The organism is Streptomyces sp. YIM 130001 (assembly GCF_003574445.1).
In the GTDB taxonomy this organism is placed as follows: Bacteria; Actinomycetota; Actinomycetes; order Streptomycetales; family Streptomycetaceae; genus Streptomyces.
The window spans coordinates 63399-82977 of record NZ_KZ984570.1 but is presented as its reverse complement, the minus strand read 5'-3'; the positions used below and the strand labels follow the sequence as shown (position 1 = coordinate 82977).

The following is a 19579-nucleotide window of genomic DNA, read 5'->3' as shown; positions in this document are numbered from 1 at the left end:
CCGGGCGGGATCCGGCCCCTGTGGTCAGTCCGAGTCGTCCACCGAATCGAGGAACGCGGCCGCCGCCGGTGAGCGGCGGGAGTCGTTCCAGACCAGGCGCTCCTCCCGGGTCGGGCCGTTGTGCAGGGGCACCACGGTGAGGCCAGGCAGGCGGGGTACGAGACGGGACGGCAGCAGAGCGATCCCGAGCCCGCCCCGCACCAGATCGGCCAGGAACTCCAGGCCCTTGGCCTCGAACGCCACCTCGCGGTGCAGCCGGGCAGCCTGGAACGCCTCGTCCGTCTGCGCGCGTGCGGCCGCCCCGGCAGGGAAGTCCACGAACGACTCCTCCACCAGGCGCTCCAGCGGTACCGGACCCTTCGCCGCCTCGTGCGCCAGCGGATGACCGGGCGCCACGACCGTCACATGCCGGTCGGTCGTCAGCGTCCTGCTCCGCAGTCCCAGCGGGCTGGTGTCGAACGAGGGCGGCACTCCGAGGAAAGCGAGGTCGAGGTCGCCGTCGCGTACCGAGCGCACCAGGGTCTCGCTCATGCCGTCGACGAGACGCATCGTGACCTGCGGATACGTGAGGTGGTACGCGCGCATCAGGCCCGGCACATCGACCGCGGTCACCGTGGCGATGGCGCCGATGGCCAGGCGTCCACGGATCTCACCGGTCGCCGCCGCGACCTCGGCCCTGGCCCGGTCGGCCGCCTCCAGCGCCTGCCGGGCGGCCGGCAGGAACGCCTCACCCGCCGCTGTGAGCGCCACCCGACGGCTCGTGCGGTCGAAGAGCCGCGCACCCAACTCCCGTTCCAGCTTGCCGATCTGGTGGCTGAGCGCGGACTGCACGACCAGGCACCGCTCGGCGGCCCGGGTGAACCCGCCCGTCTCGGCGACGGCGACGACGTACCGCATCTGCTGGAGTTCCATGCGATCCATCGTGTTTCACGATCGCTCGGATGACAATGATGTGTTGGACTCATTGATCTGTCCGGTCGCAGGCTGTGTGCCATGACACAGACGGGACTCGACCCCCACAACGCCGCGCCCCACGAGACGCCTCATGGACAGGCACGGACCGGCCCGCGGCGCGGCCTGCTGCCCCTGCTGGCCGTCGCCACGGGACTGTCCTGCGCCGGCAACTACGTCGCGCAGCCGCTGCTCGACCTCATATCCCGCGATCTCGGCCTCGGCAGCCTGCTGGCCGGCCTCGTCGTCACCGCCTCGCAGACGGGATACGCACTCGGCCTGATCCTCCTCGTGCCGCTCGGCGACGTCGTCGACCGGCGTCGCCTCACGGTCGCGCTCTTCGCCGCCACATCGCTCTTCCTCACCGTCTCGGCACTGGCCCCGAGCGGTCCGGTACTGCTCGCCGGCACCGTTCTCGCCGCCCTCGCCTCGGTCGGCGCCCAGGTCGTGGTCGCCCACGCCGCCGCGCTCGCCACCGACGAGACCCGGGGCCGGGCGGTCGCCACCGTGATGGCGGGGGTGCTGCTTGGCGGACTGCTCGCCCGCACCGCCGCCGGCGGGCTGTCCGAACTGGGCGGCTGGCGCACCGTGTACTGGGTGCTCGCGGCGCTCATGGCCGCAGCCGCCGCCACCCTGCACCGGCACCTGCCCCGGCTCCCGGTCACCGCCGACCTCCGGTACCCCGCCCTGCTGCGGTCCACCTTCGCCCTGTTGCGCACCGAGCCCCTGCTGCGCGGCCGCGCCCTGCTCGGTGCGCTCTCCCTCGGCTCGTACAGCGTCCAGCTCACCGCGCTCACCTTCCTGCTCGCGGGTGCGCCCTTCCATTGGCCGGCGCCGGCCATCGGACTGTTCGGCCTGGTCGGCGCGGTGGGTGTGGCGGCCATGACCGTCGCGGCGCGGCTCAGCGACCGAGGACACGTACGGAAGGTCACCGGCGGCGCGACCGCGCTGCTGCTCGCCGGCTGGCTGGTCCTGCTCGCCGCGGAGCGTTCCCTGCTCTGGCTCGCCCTCGGCATCGTCGCGCTGAACATCGGCCAGCAGGCCGTCCTCAACAGCAGCCAGACCGTCGTCTACGCCCTGCGGCCCGAGGCCCGCAGCCGCATCAACTCCGCCTTCATGACCGCCACCTTCCTCGGTGGCGCCCTCGGCTCCGCCGCGGCCTCGATCGTGTGGGCGAGCTCCGGCTGGTCCGGCATCTGCGCCCTGGGTGCCCTGCTCGCCACCGGTGCCTTCGCCGCGTGGGGGCGGGAACTGCTGCGCGGTCGGGGGGCCCACGCCTGATGTGTCAAAACCGTATGAAGATCACCGGATGGCCGACGGCGGGCGCGGCCGGTGAACCTACGATGCCCGGGTGCCCGAGAGATACGACGTGACAGGGACGCCCTCCGCGAGCGCCGACGCGTCACGGACCGCGGTCTGGACGCGTCGTACGGCCCTGGTCGCACTGATCCTCGCCGCGCTGAACCTGCGGCCCGCGGTGACCAGCATCGGGCCGGTCCTCGAGGAGATCCGCGACGGTCTCGGGATGAGCGCCACGGTCGCGGGGCTCCTCACCTCGATGCCCGCCGTGTGCTTCGCCCTCGTCGGCTTCGCCGCCCCCCGGCTCGCCCGCCGCTTCGGGCACGAAGCCGTGGTGGCCTGCGGCGCGCTGGCGATCGCCGCGGGTCTTGCGGTACGGCCGCTCGCCGCGGACAGCGCGCAGTTCGTCGCCCTGAGCGCCCTGGCCCTCGCCGGGATCGCCGTGGTGAACGTACTGCTCCCGGTCGTCGTCAAACAGCGGTTCCCGGACCGGGTCGGCACGATGACCGGCCTGTACTCCATGGTCCTCAACGCCGGCGCCTCCACCGCCGCCGCCGTCACCGTGCCGCTCGCCCGGGAGTTCGGCGCCGACTGGAGGGTCGGTCTCGGTGCGTGGGCGCTGCTCGCGGCGTCGGCCGTGCCACCGTGGCTGCTCCTCGCGCACAAGTCCGCTTCAGCGAACGCGAAGCGGGACAGTGAGGCGGACCCGAAGCCGGACGCCGAGGCGCCTGCCCGGATCCGTCCCGTCCGCAGCCCCACCGCCTGGGCCCTCGCGGTCTACTTCGGACTGCAGGCCACCGCCGCCTATGTGGTCATCGGCTGGCTGCCGCAGATCTTCCGGGACGCCGGCCTGTCCGCCGACACCGCGGGCCTGCTGTTCGCCGTCACCTCGGTGCTCGGCATCCCGCTGTCCTTCGCCCTGACCGCGCTCGCCGGGCGGCTGCGCCACCAGAGCGGGATCGCCGTCACCATCGGCCTGTTCGGCCTGGCCGGCTACGCCGGACTCTGGGCCGCGCCCGACGCCGCGCCCTGGGTCTGGGCCTGCCTCCTCGGCGTCGGCAACTGTTCCTTCCCGCTGGCGCTCACCATGATCGGCCTGCGCGGACGCGACAGCGCGGCCGTGGCCCGGCTCTCCGGGTTCGCGCAGAGCACCGGATACCTGCTCTCCGTGCCCGGTCCCGTACTCGTCGGCGTGCTGTACGACCACAGCGGCGGGTGGCGGTGGCCGCTGGTGTTCCTGGCGGTGCTGATGGTGCCGCAGTTGGTGGCGGGCCACTTCGCCGGACGCGACCGCCGCATCGACTGACCGCGCGGCTCGAACCAGGTGGCGGCCGAGATTTCATGCTGCCGCAACGAGCCGCCGCCCCGTTGCTGCTAGACATGGTGGGGGAGCACTCCGGTGTCGCTCCAGCCTGAAGGGATACGCCTCCGTGGTCCATGCGACGCGTCGGCTGTGCGCAGTGAATCCGCGCCGCCGCATCCGTCTGCACGGCAGGCCGCACATCGACCTGCAGCGCATCGCCGGCGCGCTCTGTCGATCCTGACCCAGCCGAGGTGACCGACAGTCACCCGCGCGCCGTCGGCCCCCCTTCGTCAGGACCATCAGGAAGGCACTCTCGTGTCCTCAACTCCCTCTGCACCCCTGCACCTTGCCGTCGCCCTGGACGGCACCGGCTGGCACCCCGCGTCCTGGCGCGAGGAGGTCGCCAGGCCACGGGACCTGTTCACCGCCGGCTACTGGGCCGACCTGGTGGCCGAGGCCGAGCACGGACTGCTCGACTTCGTGACCATCGAGGACGGCCTCGGACCGCAGTCCTCGCACTTCCTCGAGCCGGACGACCGTACCGACCAGGTACGCGGCCGACTCGATGCCGTTCTGGTGGCAGCCCGTATCGCCCCGCTCACCCGGCACATCGGACTCGTGCCGACCGCCGTCGTCACCCACACCGAGCCGTTCCACCTCTCCAAGGCCGTCGCCACCCTCGACTACGTCAGCGGTGGACGAGCCGGAGTGCGGGTCCAGGTCAGTGCCCGCCCGGCCGACGCCGCCCACTTCGGACGCCGCACCGTCCCGCGCGTCGACGACTACGAGGGCCCGGCCGCACGGGAGTTGGTGGGCGACCTCTTCGACGAGGCGGCCGACTACGTGGAGGTGGTGCGCCGGCTCTGGGACAGCTGGGAGGACGGCGCGGAGATCAGGGACGCCGCCACCGGCCGGTTCATCGACCGGGACAAGCTGCACTACATCGACTTCGAGAGCCGGCACTTCCATGTCAGGGGACCTTCGATCACCCCGCGGCCCCCGCAGGGCCAGCCCGTGATCACCGCCCTCGCGCACCAGACGGTTCCGTATCAACTGGTGGCCCGCCAGGCGGACATCGGCTACGTCACCCCGCACGACCCCGACCAGGCCCGGGCCGTCCTGGCCGAGATCCGCGCCGAACAGCAGGCGGCAGGCCGCTCCGACGAGCCCGTGCACGTCTTCGCCGACCTCGTGGTCCTCCTCGACGAGGACCAGACGGCAGCCGAGGCCCGCCGCGACCGCCTGGACACCGCCGCCGGTGAGCCGTACACCAGCGACGCCCGCATATTCGCCGGTACGCCCGCCCAACTGGCCGATCTGCTCGAGGAGTTCCAGGCCGCCGGACTCACCGGCTTCCGGCTGCGCCCCGCCGTACTCGGGCACGATCTGCCCGCGATCACGCGCGGACTGGTTCCCGAGCTCCAGCGCCGCGGCCTGTTCCGGCACACCTACGAGGCCGGCACCCTGCGCGGACTCCTCGGCCTGCCCCGCCCCGCCAACCGCTACGCCACCCGGCCGCACGGGGACGGGCCGCCGCCGGCGCCCGCCGCCCGGGAAGCATCACGTACCGCCACCGCCTGAGCCGGAGGGACGTCACCACCATGAGCAAGCCCAAGAAGCAGATCCATCTGGCCGCCCACTTCCCCGGCGTCAACAACACCACCGTGTGGAGCGATCCGGCGGCCGGCAGCCACATCGAGTTCAGCTCCTTCGCCCACTTCGCGCGCACGGCCGAACGCGCCAAGTTCGACTTCCTGTTCCTCGCCGAAGGGCTCCGCCTGCGTGAACAGGGCGGCCAGATATACGACTTGGACGTCGTCGGCCGCCCCGACACCTTCACCGTGCTGAGCGCGCTAGCCGCCGTCACGGAGCACCTCGGCCTCACCGGCACCATCAACTCCACCTTCAACGAGCCCTACGAGGTGGCCCGCCAGTTCGCCAGCCTCGACCACCTCTCCGGTGGGCGCTCCGCCTGGAACGTGGTGACCTCCTGGGACGCCTTCACCGGCGAGAACTTCCGCCGCGGCGGCTTCCTGCCGCAGGAGGAGCGCTACTCACGGGCGCAGGAGTTCCTGGCCACCGCCCACGAACTGTTCGACTCCTGGCACGGTGACGAGATCGTCGCCGACCCGGCCGTCGGCGCCTTCCTGCGTGACGCGAAGGCCGGAGCGTTCGCGCACACCGGCCAACACTTCGACATCCACGGGCAGTTCAACGTCCCGCGCTCCCCGCAGGGCCGGCCCGTGATCTTCCAGGCCGGCGACTCCGAGGAGGGCCGCGAGTTCGCCGCCGCGGAGGCGGACGCCATCTTCAGCCGGCACGCCACCCTGGACGCGGGCCGCACCTTCTACACCGACGTCAAGAGCAGGCTCGCCAAGTACGGCCGAGCGCCCGAGGAACTCCTCATCCTGCCGTCCGCGACCTTCGTACTCGGCGACACCGACGCCGAGGCCCGCGACCTCGCCAAGGAGATCCGCCGCCAACAGGTCAGCGGAGCCACCGCCCTCAAGCACCTCGAGTTCGTCTGGAACCGTGACCTGTCCGGCTACGACCCGGAAGGCCCGCTGCCCGACATCGACCCCGACGTCGGCGAGCACCACATCGCCCGCGGCCGCGCCCAGGTCCGGATGTACCGCGACCCGCTGGCCACCGCCCGCGAGTGGCGCGAGCGTGCCGAGGCCAACAACTGGTCCATCCGCGACCTGGTCATCGAGACAGGCAACCGGCAGAACTTCGTGGGCTCCGCCGAGACCGTCGCGCGGACCATCGACGAGTTCGTCCAGGCCGATGCGAGCGACGGCTTCATCCTCGTCCCGCACATCACCCCCGGCGGCCTCGACGTCTTCGCCGACACCGTGGTGCCGCTGCTCCAGGAGCGCGGCGTCTTCCGCACCGAGTACGAGGGCACCACCCTGCGCGACCACCTCGGCCTCGCGCACCCCGACGACCGCGCCGGAGCACGCCGGGCGTCCTGAGGTCCCGCAGGGGGCGATTTCGGGCGACGGCCGGACCGCATGGATGATCGGGGATGTGTTCCTCGCAAGTCTGTCCGTCGCCGCGCTCGCCGTGGTGCTCGTGGGCGCCGTCCTCCGGCCCTTCGGCAAGCCGGAGGCGGTGTTCGCGGTACCCGCGGCGGGTCTGGTGGTCGCCACCGGTGCGATCCCGCTGGACGACGTACGCGAGGAGGCCGCCCGGCTCGGGCCGGTGGTCGGCTTCCTCGCCGCGGTCCTGGTACTCGCCCGACTCTGCGACGACGAGGGCCTCTTCCGCGCCTGCGGAGCGTGGATGGCCCGCCGCGCCCGTCAGCGGCCCGGCCGGCTCCTCGGCGCGGTCTTCGCGCTCGCCTCGCTGATCACCGCTGCACTCAGCCTGGACGCCACCGTCGTCCTGCTCACACCGGTGGTGTTCGCCACCGCCCGTCGTATGGGCGCCGGACCGGGCCCGCACATCTACGCGACCGGGCACCTCTCGAACTCGGCGTCCCTGCTGCTCCCGGTCTCCAATCTGACCAACCTGCTCGCCTACAGCGCCGCGGGCCTGAGCTTCACGCGCTTCGCGCTGCTCATGACGCTGCCGTGGCTGGCGGCGGTCGCGGTCGAGTACGCCGTACTGCGCCGCTTCTTCGCCAGGGACCTGAAGGTGCCCGCGACCGGCACGGAACCGCCGGCCCCGATCGATGTGCCGATCTTCGCGCTGGTCACCGTCGCCGCCACCCTCGTCGGTTTCGCCGTCGCCTCCGCGCTCGGTCTCGACCCGGCCTGGGCAGCGGCGGCCGGCGCCGCCGTGCTCGGCGTACGCGCCCTGGCACGTCGGGAGACCACGCCGAGAGTGCTGCTGCGCGCCGCCGACCTGCCGTTCCTGGCCTTCGTCCTCGCGCTCGGCATAGTGGTGCGCGCGGTCCTCGACCACGGTCTCGGTGACGTCATCGGTGCCCTGCTGCCCAACGGCGATACGCTGCCGGCGCTGCTCGCCACCGCGGCACTCGCCGCCCTGCTCGCGAACCTGATCAACAACCTGCCGGCCGTCCTCGCGCTGCTGCCGCTGGCCGCTCCCGCCGGTCCCGGCGTCGTCCTCGCGGTGCTGCTCGGCGTGAACATCGGCCCGAACCTGACCTACGCCGGCTCGCTCGCCACGCTCCTGTGGAGACGCATCGCCCACCGGCACGGCTACGAGGTGCGGCTCGGCGAGTTCACCCGGCTCGGGCTGCTCACCGTCCCGGCCGCGCTCCTCGCCTCGACCGCCGCGCTGTGGGTGGCGCTGCGCACGCTCGGTACCTGAACGGCGGACTCTCAGGAGCCGTCCGCGGACGCGCCACCCAGCGCGCGCAGCAGCCGCCTGGCCACCGCGTCGTTCTGCCGGAACGCCGGAGCATCGGTACGGGGACGGGCGAAGGCGGCGATCGCCCGGCTGTTGGTCGGGGCGCCGAGAGCGATACGCCGCGGATGGGGCCCGTCGAGACGAGGGTCGAGCACATGCGCGTCGGCGGGGGAGACATCGACGAGCCCGGAACGGTGGGTGCCTTCGGCGTCGGTGACGACCTCCTCCGTGATCGCGCCCGCCGCGAGCAGGTCCCGCAGCAACGGGTTCTCCGTGCGCTCGAGGGACGCCTTCGGCAGATACGCCTCGATCAGCGCGGTGGCCCGCGTGGTGTGCCCGGGCACGGTGGGGCTCGTCGCGGTGAACGTCCCTGTGGCCTCGTCCGTCCCGACCCGGATGTCCGCGCCGATGAAGCGGACCACCCCGGCCCGGGACAGCGCGAGGAGCTGCCGCAGCCTGAACCCGGGCGGCCCCGAGGCGAGGAAGCTGAAGAAGCCCTGCCACCAGCCGTCCAGATCCTCTGCGAGCGACCGCGCGTTCAGCCGCCCGGCGGCCACCACCCGCGGCAGCTGGCCGTAGATCGAGAGCAGCGCGAGGAACGCGCCCAGATCGGCACTGAACGCGCCGTCCTCCCGGCGGGCCACATCGTCGGCGACATACGCGCGCAGCCCGGCCTGGAACTCCTCGGCGGAGGCGAAGGTCCGGCCCGTCAACGGCCGGTCGAGGGCCTCGAAGTCGAGCCGGTCCACCGGATCGGGGACGCCTTTCGCCACCAGCGAGGCCATGTCCGGCTCGTACCAGTCGAGCCGGTCGTACGCCGCGAGGAACTCCGGCCAGGGCATGGCGGTGCGGCCCGGATGGGCGTGGAACAGCTCGTGATAGTGGCCGAAGCCGATCTCCTTGGCCATCAGCGGCCACAGGTCACGCCGCAGGTCGAGCGGGCGCTCCTCGGCGAGCAGCCGGTCCACCGCTTCGGGCCCGAAGTGGCGCGGCAGCGGTGCACGCGGACCGCGCAGCCGGTAGCGGGTCTTCGAGTGATACGGCACGCCGCGCCGCGAACCCGCGTGGATCACCGGCTCGCGCCCCGACGGCAGATAGGTGAGCGAGCCGTCCGGCTCGGTACGGAAGGCGCCTCCCCGCCCCTCGGTGAGCATCGCCACCAGATCGACGAAGGCGAGCCCGAGACCGCGCAGAATCACCGATTCGCCGGACCGGATCCCGGACAGGTCGGCGTCGGCGGAGAACTCGGGCGGCAGATGGAAGCGACCGTGCCGCCGCGCGAAGCCGGCGTTCGCATCGTGTGCTGCCGGAGGTGTCGAGCCGACGTGCCCCAGGGCCAGGACGACCAGATCGGCGGTGAGCCGCTCCTCGCGGCCGTCGAGATGGACCTGCTGCGGTCCGTTCACCGGTCCGGTGACGGCGGTCGCGGTGGTGCGGTGCCACTCGACGGTGACCGACGGCGGCAGCTCACTGCGTACGCGCCGGAACGCCCAGTCCAGATAGGCGCTGTGGGCCCGGCGGGTGGCGAAGTCGCTGCTCGCCAGGCCACGCAGCTCGGCCAGCACCTCCGGGTCGGCCGGCTCCTCGTACGGGGCGTGACGCGGGCCGTCGCCCGAGAACTGGGCGGCCCATTCGGCGAGCGAGGGGCCGGGGCGTATCGGGCCCTCGACCGTCGACGACTCGTCCGTGAAGAGCGTGACGTCCTCGGCCATCGAGTTCATGCGCAGCAGCGGCGACTGGGCGTCCCGCCATATCCGGCCCGGGCCGGGCGGATGCGGGTCGACCAGGTGTATCTCCAACTGCCGTGTCCCGTCCCACAGCTCGGGCGCGTTCGCGGCCAGGCGCTCGAGCAGCCCGGTGGTGCGAGGGCCCGCACCCACCACGACGAGGACGGCTCTGCGCTCCGCACCGGCGCTCACCGGTCGCCGCCGGCCTTGGCGCCCGACGCCCCCCGATAGGCGGACAGTTCGGCGATCCGTACCTTGATGCGCTGCACCGGCGTCGGTGGCAGTCCCGCGGACGTCCCGCGGGCGTAGTACCGCTCGACATAGAACTGCCCGATGCTCAGCACCGTGGTGACCGCGATGTACCAGACGGTCGCGACCAGGAGCAGCGGGATGACCTGGTACGTCTGGTTGTAGATCAACTGGACCGAGTACAGCAGGTCGTGCACGGCGAGCACGCTGATGATGCTCGTCCCCTTGAGCGTGCCGATCAGCATGTTCCCGGCCGTCGGCACGATGGAGCGCATCGCCTGCGGCACGACGATCCGGCGCAGGGTGCGCCGCCGGCTGAGGCCCAGTGCCTGGGCGGCCTCCGTCTGGCCGGCCTCCACGGAGAGGATCCCGCCGCGCACCACCTCCGCGGCGTACGCGGCCTCGTGCAGGGTCAGCCCGATCACCGCGGTGAGGGTCGGCCCGAGCAGGTTCACCGTCTGCACGGAGAAGAACTCGGGGCCGTACGGGATGCCGAGACCGAGCGTGGGGTACAGGGCGCCGATGTTGAACCAGAACAGCAGCTGCACCAGGAGCGGAGTGGACCGGAACACCCACACGAAGCCCCAACTGATGCTCCGCAGAACCGGGTTGGCGGACAGCCGCATCACCGCGAGCGGAATGCCGAGCAGGAAGCCGAGCACCATCACCAGGCCGGTGAGCCACAGGGTGAGCAGCAGCCCGTCCAGGACCGCCGCGGTGGTGAAGTAGCGGCCCACCACATCCCACTGGAAAGCGTCGTTACGGGCCACCGAGTGCGCGGCGAAGGCGACGAGCGCCAGCGCAAGGGCCCCGGTGAGCCGGCGGCCCAGATGTCTGCGCGGGACGATGCGGGGTGCGTCGTCCTTGCCGGTCGCGGTGGGCGGGGAGGAGTCGGCGCGCGGCGGGCCGACGTCGGAGAGTGTGGCCATCGAGGGATCTCCGCAGGAGGAAGTCACGGATGTATGAGTGGGTCGTGCGCCGCGTCCCTCAACACGGCCGGAGCCGCCGCCACGCAGTGCGCCGACGAGGAGCTCCACGCCCGAGCGTAGGCGTCGGTGGCGGACAACTGTCAATCGTCCGGGGCACGTTGCAAGGTGCTGTACACACCGCTGCAACAGCGCGCACAACTACGGGTCCGTCATCCGGTCGCCGCTTGACGGCAGCGCTGACGTGCTGCTGAATGACACTCATGAACGCCCAGGAACGCTTGGTCTCGCGCGACCACATCGACTTCGGTCGAGTGTGGTCCGCGGCGTGTTGCGCCTGATCCGGCAGTAAGGGTGCCCGAGCACCCCAAGGGCTGACGGGCCCGTTCTTTCCCGTCCGGTGACCGGTCCTTCCCTCCTTCGGGGCCCCGCGCTGTGCGGCGACCCAGTCGAGGGCCGAGCTCCCACCGCTCCCGATGGACGACGTTCCGGACAGTGACGTACCGGACATCGATCGGGCCCCGCCGCGCACACCACGGCGCGTCCCGACTTCTCGACACCCTCCTTGCGCCCCCGCGTTCACCCTCCGCCGAGAGCACCTGAGCCGCCCCGCCGCCGTGGGGCGGGCAAGCGGTGCCCGGACGGCGGGCACCCGATGGGCGGAAGGCCCCCGCCCGACCGAAAGGCCATACCCATGCCCGTGGAGTTCCTCGGCATAGCCGCGACCAACGACGGCTCGGAGACCGCCGTACGTTCCGGCCCCGCCTTCGACAAGGAGTACACGCTGCGCCTCGGCCGGGCGCACGAGGACCACGGCTGGGACCGCGTCCTGTTCGCCTACGGCTCCGGCTCGCCGGACCCGGCGCCGGCCGCCGCGTACCTGGCGAGCAAGCTGGACAAGCTGCAGATCCTGCTCGCCCACCGGCCCAACGTCTCGTACCCCACCTACGCCGCCAAGACCTTCGCCACCCTGGACCGGATCAGCGACGGCCGCCTCACCGTGCACTTCATCACCGGCGGCAACGACCACGAACAGGGACGTGAGGGCGACACCCTCACCAAGGACGAGCGCTACGCCCGCACCCGCGAGTACATCCGCATCGTCAAGAAGATCTGGACCAGCCACGAGCCCTTCGACCACGAGGGCGAGCACTACCGGTTCCACGACTTCGTGAGCGACGTCTTCCCCGTCCAGGAGCCCCGGCCGAACGTGTCGTTCGGCGGCTCCTCACCCGCTGCCTACGCAGCCGGCGGCGCCGAAGCGGACATCTACGCCCTGTGGGGCGAACCGCTGGCGAAGACCGCCGAGCAGATCGAGCAGGTGAAGGCGGCCGCCCGGGCCGCGGGCCGCACCGACGTACCGCGCATCCAGGTCGCCTTCCGGCCGATCATCGCCCCGACCGAGGAGCTCGCCTGGGAGAAGGCCCACCGCACCGTCGGTGCGATCCGAGAACGCCGCGAGCACACCCTCAAGCGCCGTCACCTCACCTCCTCTCCGGAGAACACCGGAGCGCAGCGCCTGATCGCCATCGCCGAGCAGGGCGAACGCTACGACCGCGCCCTGTGGACCCCGACCGCCGCCGCCACCGGCGGAGCGGGCAACTCCAACGCGTTGGTCGGCACCCCCGAAACCGTCGCCCAGGCCCTCCTCGACTACTACGACCTGGGTGTCGGCATCCTCTCCGCCCGCGGCTACGACCTGCTCGGCGACGCCATCGACTTCGGCCGGCACGTCATCCCGCTCGTCCGCGAAGGTGTCGCCGAACGCGACGCCGAACGTGCCGCCCGCGGACCCGAGACCCTCACGGCGGCCGGGGCATGACCTCACTCACCGGTCTTCCGCCGGACGCGGACCGGCTCACCGTGCTGCACACGGAGGTCTCCGACCCGCTCGTGCGCCCCCTGCTCCACGAGCTGGGCGAGGAGTACTCCACCCGTTACGGCAAGGACGCGCACGCCGAGCTCGCCCGCTACCCCGACGAGGAGTTCACCGTCCCGTACGGCGGACTGCTCCTGCTCCTCCTGGAGGACGGCGAGCCCGTCGCCGGTGGCGCCTTCCGCCGCTACGACGCCACCACCGCCGAGCTCAAGCGGATCTGGACGCACTCCGCCCACCGCCGCCGGGGCCTCGCCCTGCGCGTCGTCGCCGAACTGGAGCACGCCGCGGCCCGGCAGGGATATCGGCGGGTGTACCTCACCACGGGGCCGCGCCAGCCCGAGGCCCGGGGCCTCTACCTGACCACCGGCTACCGCCCGCTGTTCGACACCGCCGCCGACCCCGAGTCCATCGGGCCGCTGCCCTTCGACAAGCACCTCACCGCCGCTGCCGTGCAGTCGGCCGCAACGCCACCCACCGGAAAGGCCGACCTGTGAACCCGACAGGGACCAGAACCCGACCGACCGTCGCCGCGCTCGCGCTGCTCCCGCTGCTCGCCCTGACCGCCTGCGGCTCCGAGGACGCGGCCGACGGCACACCCGCCGGCGCCCAGGGTTCTCCCGTACCGAAGGCCAACCCGGTCGCCGATGTACGCAAGGTCGACAAGGTCGCGGCCCAACTGCCCGCCGAAGTAAGGAAGAAGGGGACGCTGCGGGTCGGCAGTTCGATCGGATTCCCGCCGGGCGCCTACTACCCGAACGGCCAGGACAAGCCGCCCGCCGGGCAGGACATCGACCTGGCCGAAGCGGTCGCCAAGGTCCTCGGGATGAAGCTGGAACGCCAGGACGCGTCCTTCGAGACGATCCTTCCGGCCCTCGGCAGCGGCAAGTTCGACTTCGGCACCGGAAACTTCGGGGTCACCGCCGAACGCCTCAAGACCATCGATTTCGTCACGTACATCAACGACGGCCAGGGCTTCGCGGTCAAGAAGGGCAACCAGCGGTTCGGGAAGAAGATCACCGATCTGACCCAGCTCTGCGGCAGCACGGTCGGCACCGGCGCGGGCACCACCTTCGAGGCCACCCTCAACGCCAAGAAGAGCGTCTGCAGCAAGGCCGGAAAGAAGCCCTACGACGTGAAGGTCTACTCGGAGAACGGCGCCACCTTCACCGCACTCCAGCAAGGCCGCATCGACGTCGTCATGTCGACCATCAACGGCCTGCGCCACCAGGAGTCGCAGGAAGCCTCGCAGACGGAGTTCCTCAACGAGTACCACCGCCTCGATGTCGGCTTCACCTTCAAGAAGGGCTCCAAGCTGACCAAGGCCTTCCAGGCCGCGGTCGACGAGCTGATCGACAACGGCAGTTACGCCAAGATCCTCGACCGGTGGGGCACCAAGGCCTCCGCGCTCGAAGCCTCGCGCATCAATCCGCCCGAGCACCGTCCCCCGCACTCCTGAGACCCGAGCAGGACACACATCATGGGATCCCCGACCGACACCGCACCCCCGGGCACCGGCCTGCCGTCCGACGGCGGCCCCGCCCGGACCGCCCCGCCTCCGGACGGCCCGGCCGACCTCGAAGTGGTCCCCGTGCGGCACTACGCCCGCTGGGTCGCCGTGGCCGCCGTACTGGTCCTGGTCGCGCAGTTCACCCACGGCCTGGCCACCAACCCCGTATGGGAATGGGACGTCTTCGGCGCCTACATCCTGTCCGACACCATCGTGTCGGCGGTGTGGGTGACGCTCCAGCTCACCGCCTACGCCACCGTCCTCGGCTTCGTCCTCGGCACGGTCCTGGCCTTCATGCGCCTCTCGCACAACCCGGTGCTGCAGACCGTGTCCTGGACGTACATCTGGGTCTTCCGGTCCATCCCGATGATCGTGCAGCTGGTGTTCTGGTTCAACCTCAGCGCCCTCTACGAACGCCTCGGCATCGGGATCCCCTTCGGCCCGGTGTTCTGGTCGGTCGACAGCAACAGCCTGATCGGCACGATCGGCGCCGCGGTGATCGGACTGACCCTGCACCAGGCCGCCTACGCCGCCGAGATCGTCCGAGGCGGTGTACTGGCCGTGGACGAGGGCCAGTTGGAGGCGGCCGCCGCACTGGGCCTCCCGCGTCTGCGGCAGATCTGCCGCATCGTGCTGCCGCAGGCCATGCGCGCCATCCTGCCCACCGCCGGCAACGAGATCATCGGCCTGCTCAAGGGCACCTCGGTGGTCTACGTGATGGCCATCGGCGAGCTCTTCTACCAGACCCAGGTCATCTACGGCCGCAACGGCCGGGTGATCCCCCTGCTCCTGGTCGCCACCGCCTGGTACGTGCTGCTCACCTCGCTGCTCTCCGTCGCCCAGTACTACGTCGAACGCCACTACGCCAAGGGTGCCGACCGCAGCCCGCCGCCCACCCCGCTCCAGCGCATCCGGCGCCTGCTGCACGGTGCCCGGTCGGCCGCGGCGCGGCGACGCGAACCCGTGGTGCCACGCAGGACCCCACATTCCGAGTCGCAGGGAGAGCGCACATGAGCAACGTCATGGTGGACGTGCACGGCGTCCACAAGAGCTTCGGGCCGGTGGAGGTGCTGCGCGGAGTCGACCTGCAGGTGCGGGCCGGCGAGGTCACCGTGGTCCTCGGCCCCTCGGGCTCCGGCAAGTCCACGCTGCTGCGCACCATCAACCACCTGGAGAAGGTGAACAGCGGCTGGATCAGTATCGACGGCGAACTCATCGGCTACCGGCGCTCCGGCGACAAGCTCCACGAACTCAGGGAACGGGACGTCCTCAGGCAGCGCACCCACATCGGGTTCGTCTTCCAGAACTTCAACCTCTTCCCGCACCTGACGGTCCTGGAGAACCTCGTCGAGGCCCCCGTCTCCGCGCTGCGCCGCTCCCGCAAGGAGGCCGAGGAGACCGCCCACCGGCTGCTCGAGCGGGTGGGGCTCGACGACCGGGCCGGTGCCTATCCGCGCCAGCTCTCCGGAGGCCAGCAGCAGCGCGTGGCCATCGCCCGCGCGCTCGCCCTGGAGCCGAAGGTGCTGCTCTTCGACGAGCCGACCTCGGCCCTCGACCCCGAACTCGTCGGTGAAGTCCTCGATGTCATACGGGACTTGGGCCACAGTGGTACCACCATGATCGTCGTCACCCACGAGATGGGCTTCGCCCGTGAGGTGGCCGACACCGTGGTCTTCATGGACGACGGACTCGTCGTCGAACAGGGCCCGCCGGCCGAGGTGCTCGACCGCCCGCAGCACGAGCGCACCCGCGCCTTCCTCTCCAAAGTCCTCTGATCCGCGGGGTGTTCGCCCCGCCGCCTCCCACCCACCCAAGGAGTTCCACCGTGTCCCCGTCCCGCCCCCGCCGTACCGCCGCAGTCGCCCTCGGGCTCGTCTCCGCCCTGGCCCTCGCGGCCTGCGGCAATCCGTCGGACGGCGGCACCACCGAGACCACCGGCAAGTCCGGCAAGCAGACGAAGATCAACCTCAGCCCGGACCAGAAGCGCGTCCGGGCGGACAAGGTCGCCGCCATTGCCGCCAAGGTCCCGGCGAAGATCCGCAAGCGCGGAACCCTCGAGGTGGTCAGCTCCTCCGGATCCGCGGCGCCGCTCACGTTCTACGCCACCGACGACAAGACGGTGATCGGCGTCGAACCGGACATCGCCCACCTCGTCGCCGACGTACTCGGCCTGAAGGTGCACCTCAACACCGTCTCCTGGGAGAACATCTTCGTCGGCCTCGACAGCGCCAAGTACGACGTGGGCTTCAGCAACATCACCGTCACCGAGGAGCGCAAGGACAAGTACGACTTCGCGCCCTACCGCGAGGACACCCTCGGCTTCGAGGCGAAGAAGGGCAGCGGCCTCAAGGTCCGCGGCGCCAAGGACGTGGCGGGCAAGACGGTCGCGGTGAACAGCGGCACCAACCAGGAGAAGCTCCTGGTCGAATGGAGCAAGGCGAACAAGAAGGCCGGCCGCGAGCCGGTCGACATCAAGTACTACCGCGACGACACGGACGTCCACCTGGCCCTGCAGTCGGGGCGGGTCGACCTGTACGTGGGCCCGCACCCGACCGCCGCGTACCACGTCGCCACCGCCGGGAAGACCGAGGTCGTCGGCACCTATTCAGGGGCGGGCAGCACTCTGCAGGGCCTGATCGCCGCCACGACCAAGAAGAACAGCGGCCTGGTCGAGCCGCTCGCCGAAGCTGTCGAGGAAATCATCGACAACGGCAGTTACGCCAAGGCGCTGAAGCGCTGGGGCCTGTCCGGCGAATCCGTCGAGAAATCGGAGATCAACCCGCCCGGCCTGCCCCGCGACAACCAGTAGGGAGCTCCGCATGAAGTTCCAGGTCCTGACTCTCGTCGGGCACGCGCCGCATCCGATCACGGGCGAACTCGGCTCGGCCGCCGACCGGTTGGCCGAGGCGGTGGAGACAGGAGTGGCCGCCGAGGAGCTGGGCTTCGACGCCTACGCGGTGGGGGAGCGGCACGCGGGGCCGTTCCTGTCCTCCAGCCCGGCCGTCCTGCTCGGTGCGCTCGCGTCCCGCACACGCCGTATCCGGCTGCTCACCGGCGTCACTGTCGTGGCCATCCTCGATCCCGTCCGGGTCGCCGAGGAGTACGCCACCCTCGATCAACTGTCGCGCGGCCGCATCGAACTCGTCGTCGGCAAGGGCGCCGAGATGGGCCACTTCGATCTCTTCGGCCTGGACGAGGGCCTGCAGTGGGACTACCAGGCCGAGAAGTACGAGCTCCTGCGCCGCCTCTGGCGCGAGGAGGAGGTCACCTGGGAGGGCAAGTTCCGCCCCGCGCTGCGCGAGGCCACCACGCTCCCGCGGCCGTACGGAGGCCGCCCGCCGCGTGTCTGGCACGGCTCGGCCACCAGCCTCAACTCGCCCGAACTGGCGGCGAAACACGGCGACCCCCTGTTCAGTGCCAACGCGATCCAGCCGCTCGAGGCGTACGCCCGGCTGATCGACCACTACCGCGAGCGGTTCGCGGCCCACGGGCACGACCCGAGTACCGCCTATGTGGGGGCAGGGTCCGGCGGTCTCTTCATCGCCGACACCACCGCGCTCGCCGTCGAGCGCTTCAAGGAGTACTACGAGGCCAAGGTCCGCCAGACCCACAGACCCCATCTGGAGGGCCGCCCCGGCTACAACACCCCGTTCCGCACCGTCGAGGAGGCGATCGCCGACGGTCCGCACCTGATCGGATCGCCGCAGCAGATCATCGACAAGATCCTCGGTTACCACGCGGCCTACCGGCACGACCTGCAGTCCATCACGGTGGACAGCTCCGGTCTCGAACTCTCCGGCCAGATCGAGCAGTTGCAGTGGTTCGCGGAGGAGATCGCGCCCGTGGTGCGCCGTGCGGCACCCACCTCGCTCTGGGAGCGGCCGACGTCCTGAAAAGCCCTGACCGGAAGCGCCAGGAGTCCACTCCGTGAGCAATCCATAGTATTCCTAGTGGAAAACTAGGGAAATCGTTGACGCTGCTCGGCGGGCGGGTGACGATGGCGTTCTCCCCGGACCTTTGAAGGAAGCTCACCATGGTCACTGCACCACCGGCACTGTCTGCCCGCATCGTTCGCGCCTTCCGCGCCGAAGGGCGCGAGGCGTGTACCGGTGCGTGCAGCGGTGCGGCGGGAGGCGCGGCATGACGGTGGAGCTCGAGTCGGCAGACCTCCGCGTCGGGCCGGCCGACTGGCTGCGCGTCGCCGGCGACCTGGCCGACGACCTCGCGACCGATGCCGCCGCCCGGGATCGCTCCGGCCGCCCACCGCTCGACGAGGTGGACCGACTGCGCGAGGCCGGACTGCTCACCCTGCTCACCCCGGCCGAGCTGGGCGGCGGTGGCGGGGACTGGCGTACCGCCTGCGCGGTGGTCCGCACGGTCGCCGCGGCGGACGGTGTGATCGGTCAACTCCTCGGCCGCCACTACTTCCTGGCCGGCGCCCCGCGCTTCTTCGCCGACCCGGCGCGTGCCGAACGCCTGGAGCGCGAGGCCGCCGCCGAGCGGTGGCTCTGGGGCGGCGGCATCTCCGCCCACGAACCGCCGCTCACCCTCACCCCGGACTCCGGCGGCGCAGGCACCCACCTGCTCGACGGTCATCTGCCCCACGTGGCGGGCGCCGGGCACGCCGACCGACTGGTGGTGCGGGCCGTACGCGCCGCGACCGGTGAACCGCTCGCCGTCCTGGTGGACCCGGCCCGGCCCGGCATCCGTCGTCTCGACGGCGACGTCGCGCCCGAGCGCGTGGTGGCCACCGACGGGGGAGTGGAGTTCAACTCCGTACCCGTGGACTCGGACGACGTGCTCGGCTCGCTGCTTCCCGACGACGACGTGCTCTCGCCCTTCGCCCGGCTCGCCGCACCGGCGGCCCGCCTGGTCTCCGCGCACTTCTGCCTCGGCGTGGCCGAAGGGCTGCTCGCCGAAGTCCGGGAGTATGAACGGGGGTTGCGCGCCCCCTGGCAGCCGTTCACGCCCGAGACCCGGATCACCGGAGCACGGTCGCACGACGCGCACGCACTCACCGTCTACGGCGAACTCGCCGTCTCCGCGCGGGCCGCGTCGGCGCTCACCGAGCAGTCGGTCGCCGTCCTGACCCGTGCTCTGGACCGCGGCGAGGATCTGGAGGACGAGGAGTGCGCGGAGGCCGTCGTACTCGCGGGCGCGGCCGAGGCCGCCGCGTCACGGGCGGCCCAGGACATCACCACGCGCGCCCTCGACGGCATGGGCATCGACGCCGTCTCCCCGCGCTACGGATTCGACCGCTTCTGGCGCAGCGCCCGCGGCCACGCCCTGCGGGAACCGGTCGCGCACCGGCTCCGCGAGGTGGGGGACTACTTTCTCAACGGCGCCCACCCCCCGTTCACCCTGCCCGCCTGAACGGATGGCTCATGTGGTGACCGGGGTGCGGGGCGGGGATGGATAATT

At 71.4% G+C, this 19579-nt stretch carries 17 protein-coding genes; 14 read left to right on the top strand and 3 right to left on the bottom strand.

The features are described 5' to 3' along the window. Positions 1-24: 24 nt before the first annotated feature. On the bottom strand, positions 25-912 hold the full coding sequence (locus DSC45_RS31525) for a LysR family transcriptional regulator (protein WP_119295423.1): 888 nt from the start codon (positions 910-912) through the stop codon (positions 25-27). A gap of 81 nt (positions 913-993) precedes the next feature. Here DSC45_RS31525 and DSC45_RS31520 point away from each other — a divergent pair, with 81 nt between their 5' ends. The 6 genes from DSC45_RS31520 to DSC45_RS31500 all read left to right on the top strand — a co-directional run bounded on the left by DSC45_RS31520 (position 994) and on the right by DSC45_RS31500 (position 7831). Then, positions 994-2232, top strand: a complete 1239-nt coding sequence (locus DSC45_RS31520; protein ID WP_119295422.1) for an MFS transporter — start codon at positions 994-996, stop codon at positions 2230-2232. 70 nt (positions 2233-2302) lie between these two features. Then, positions 2303-3556, top strand: a complete 1254-nt coding sequence (locus DSC45_RS31515; protein ID WP_119295421.1) for a CynX/NimT family MFS transporter — start codon at positions 2303-2305, stop codon at positions 3554-3556. Between the two features lie 124 nt (positions 3557-3680). Then, positions 3681-3794, top strand: a complete 114-nt coding sequence (locus DSC45_RS36985) for a putative leader peptide (RefSeq protein WP_346426689.1) — start codon at positions 3681-3683, stop codon at positions 3792-3794. A 74-nt stretch (positions 3795-3868) separates the two neighbouring features. After that, the gene (locus DSC45_RS31510) at positions 3869-5134 is read left to right on the top strand and encodes an LLM class flavin-dependent oxidoreductase (protein WP_119295420.1); all 1266 of its coding nucleotides are present in this window, start codon (positions 3869-3871) and stop codon (positions 5132-5134) included. A gap of 20 nt (positions 5135-5154) precedes the next feature. Beyond that, positions 5155-6528, top strand: coding sequence for an NtaA/DmoA family FMN-dependent monooxygenase (locus tag DSC45_RS31505; protein ID WP_119295419.1), 1374 nt, complete (start codon positions 5155-5157; stop codon positions 6526-6528). 43 nt (positions 6529-6571) lie between these two features. Further along, positions 6572-7831 (top strand): SLC13 family permease, encoded by a 1260-nt coding sequence (locus DSC45_RS31500; protein ID WP_119295418.1) that lies wholly within the window; start codon positions 6572-6574, stop codon positions 7829-7831. Between the two features lie 11 nt (positions 7832-7842). On the opposite strand, the gene DSC45_RS31495 is transcribed toward DSC45_RS31500, so the two are convergent. Then, entirely contained in the window at positions 7843-9789 is a 1947-nt protein-coding gene (locus tag DSC45_RS31495; RefSeq protein ID WP_119295417.1) for an FAD/NAD(P)-binding protein, read from the bottom strand. Then, entirely contained in the window at positions 9786-10775 is a 990-nt protein-coding gene (locus tag DSC45_RS31490) for an amino acid ABC transporter permease (protein ID WP_119295416.1), read from the bottom strand. Before DSC45_RS31490 ends, DSC45_RS31495 begins: the two co-directional genes overlap by 4 nt. 691 nt (positions 10776-11466) lie before the next feature. Here DSC45_RS31490 and DSC45_RS31485 point away from each other — a divergent pair. From DSC45_RS31485 to DSC45_RS31450, 8 genes are all read left to right on the top strand, one after another. Beyond that, positions 11467-12594 (top strand): LLM class flavin-dependent oxidoreductase, encoded by a 1128-nt coding sequence (locus DSC45_RS31485; protein WP_119295415.1) that lies wholly within the window; start codon positions 11467-11469, stop codon positions 12592-12594. Next, positions 12591-13145, top strand: a complete 555-nt coding sequence (locus DSC45_RS31480; RefSeq protein ID WP_119295414.1) for a GNAT family N-acetyltransferase — start codon at positions 12591-12593, stop codon at positions 13143-13145. The genes DSC45_RS31485 and DSC45_RS31480 overlap by 4 nt, the downstream gene beginning before the upstream one ends. Continuing rightward, entirely contained in the window at positions 13142-14107 is a 966-nt protein-coding gene (locus tag DSC45_RS31475) for an ABC transporter substrate-binding protein (RefSeq protein ID WP_119295413.1), read from the top strand. The genes DSC45_RS31480 and DSC45_RS31475 overlap by 4 nt, the downstream gene beginning before the upstream one ends. A gap of 21 nt (positions 14108-14128) precedes the next feature. Next, positions 14129-15172 carry an amino acid ABC transporter permease gene (locus tag DSC45_RS31470; RefSeq protein ID WP_119295412.1) on the top strand — a complete coding sequence of 348 codons (1044 nt, stop codon included), beginning with the start codon at positions 14129-14131 and terminating at the stop codon, positions 15170-15172. Continuing rightward, the gene (locus DSC45_RS31465; RefSeq protein ID WP_119295411.1) at positions 15169-15933 is read left to right on the top strand and encodes an amino acid ABC transporter ATP-binding protein; all 765 of its coding nucleotides are present in this window, start codon (positions 15169-15171) and stop codon (positions 15931-15933) included. Before DSC45_RS31470 ends, DSC45_RS31465 begins: the two co-directional genes overlap by 4 nt. Positions 15934-15983: 50 nt before the next feature. Then, entirely contained in the window at positions 15984-16967 is a 984-nt protein-coding gene (locus DSC45_RS31460) for an ABC transporter substrate-binding protein (RefSeq protein WP_119295410.1), read from the top strand. Between the two features lie 10 nt (positions 16968-16977). Next, positions 16978-18051 (top strand): LLM class flavin-dependent oxidoreductase, encoded by a 1074-nt coding sequence (locus DSC45_RS31455; protein WP_119295409.1) that lies wholly within the window; start codon positions 16978-16980, stop codon positions 18049-18051. Positions 18052-18298: 247 nt separating this feature from the next. Next, positions 18299-19531, top strand: coding sequence for an acyl-CoA dehydrogenase family protein (locus tag DSC45_RS31450; protein WP_119295408.1), 1233 nt, complete (start codon positions 18299-18301; stop codon positions 19529-19531). Positions 19532-19579 lie beyond the last annotated feature (48 nt).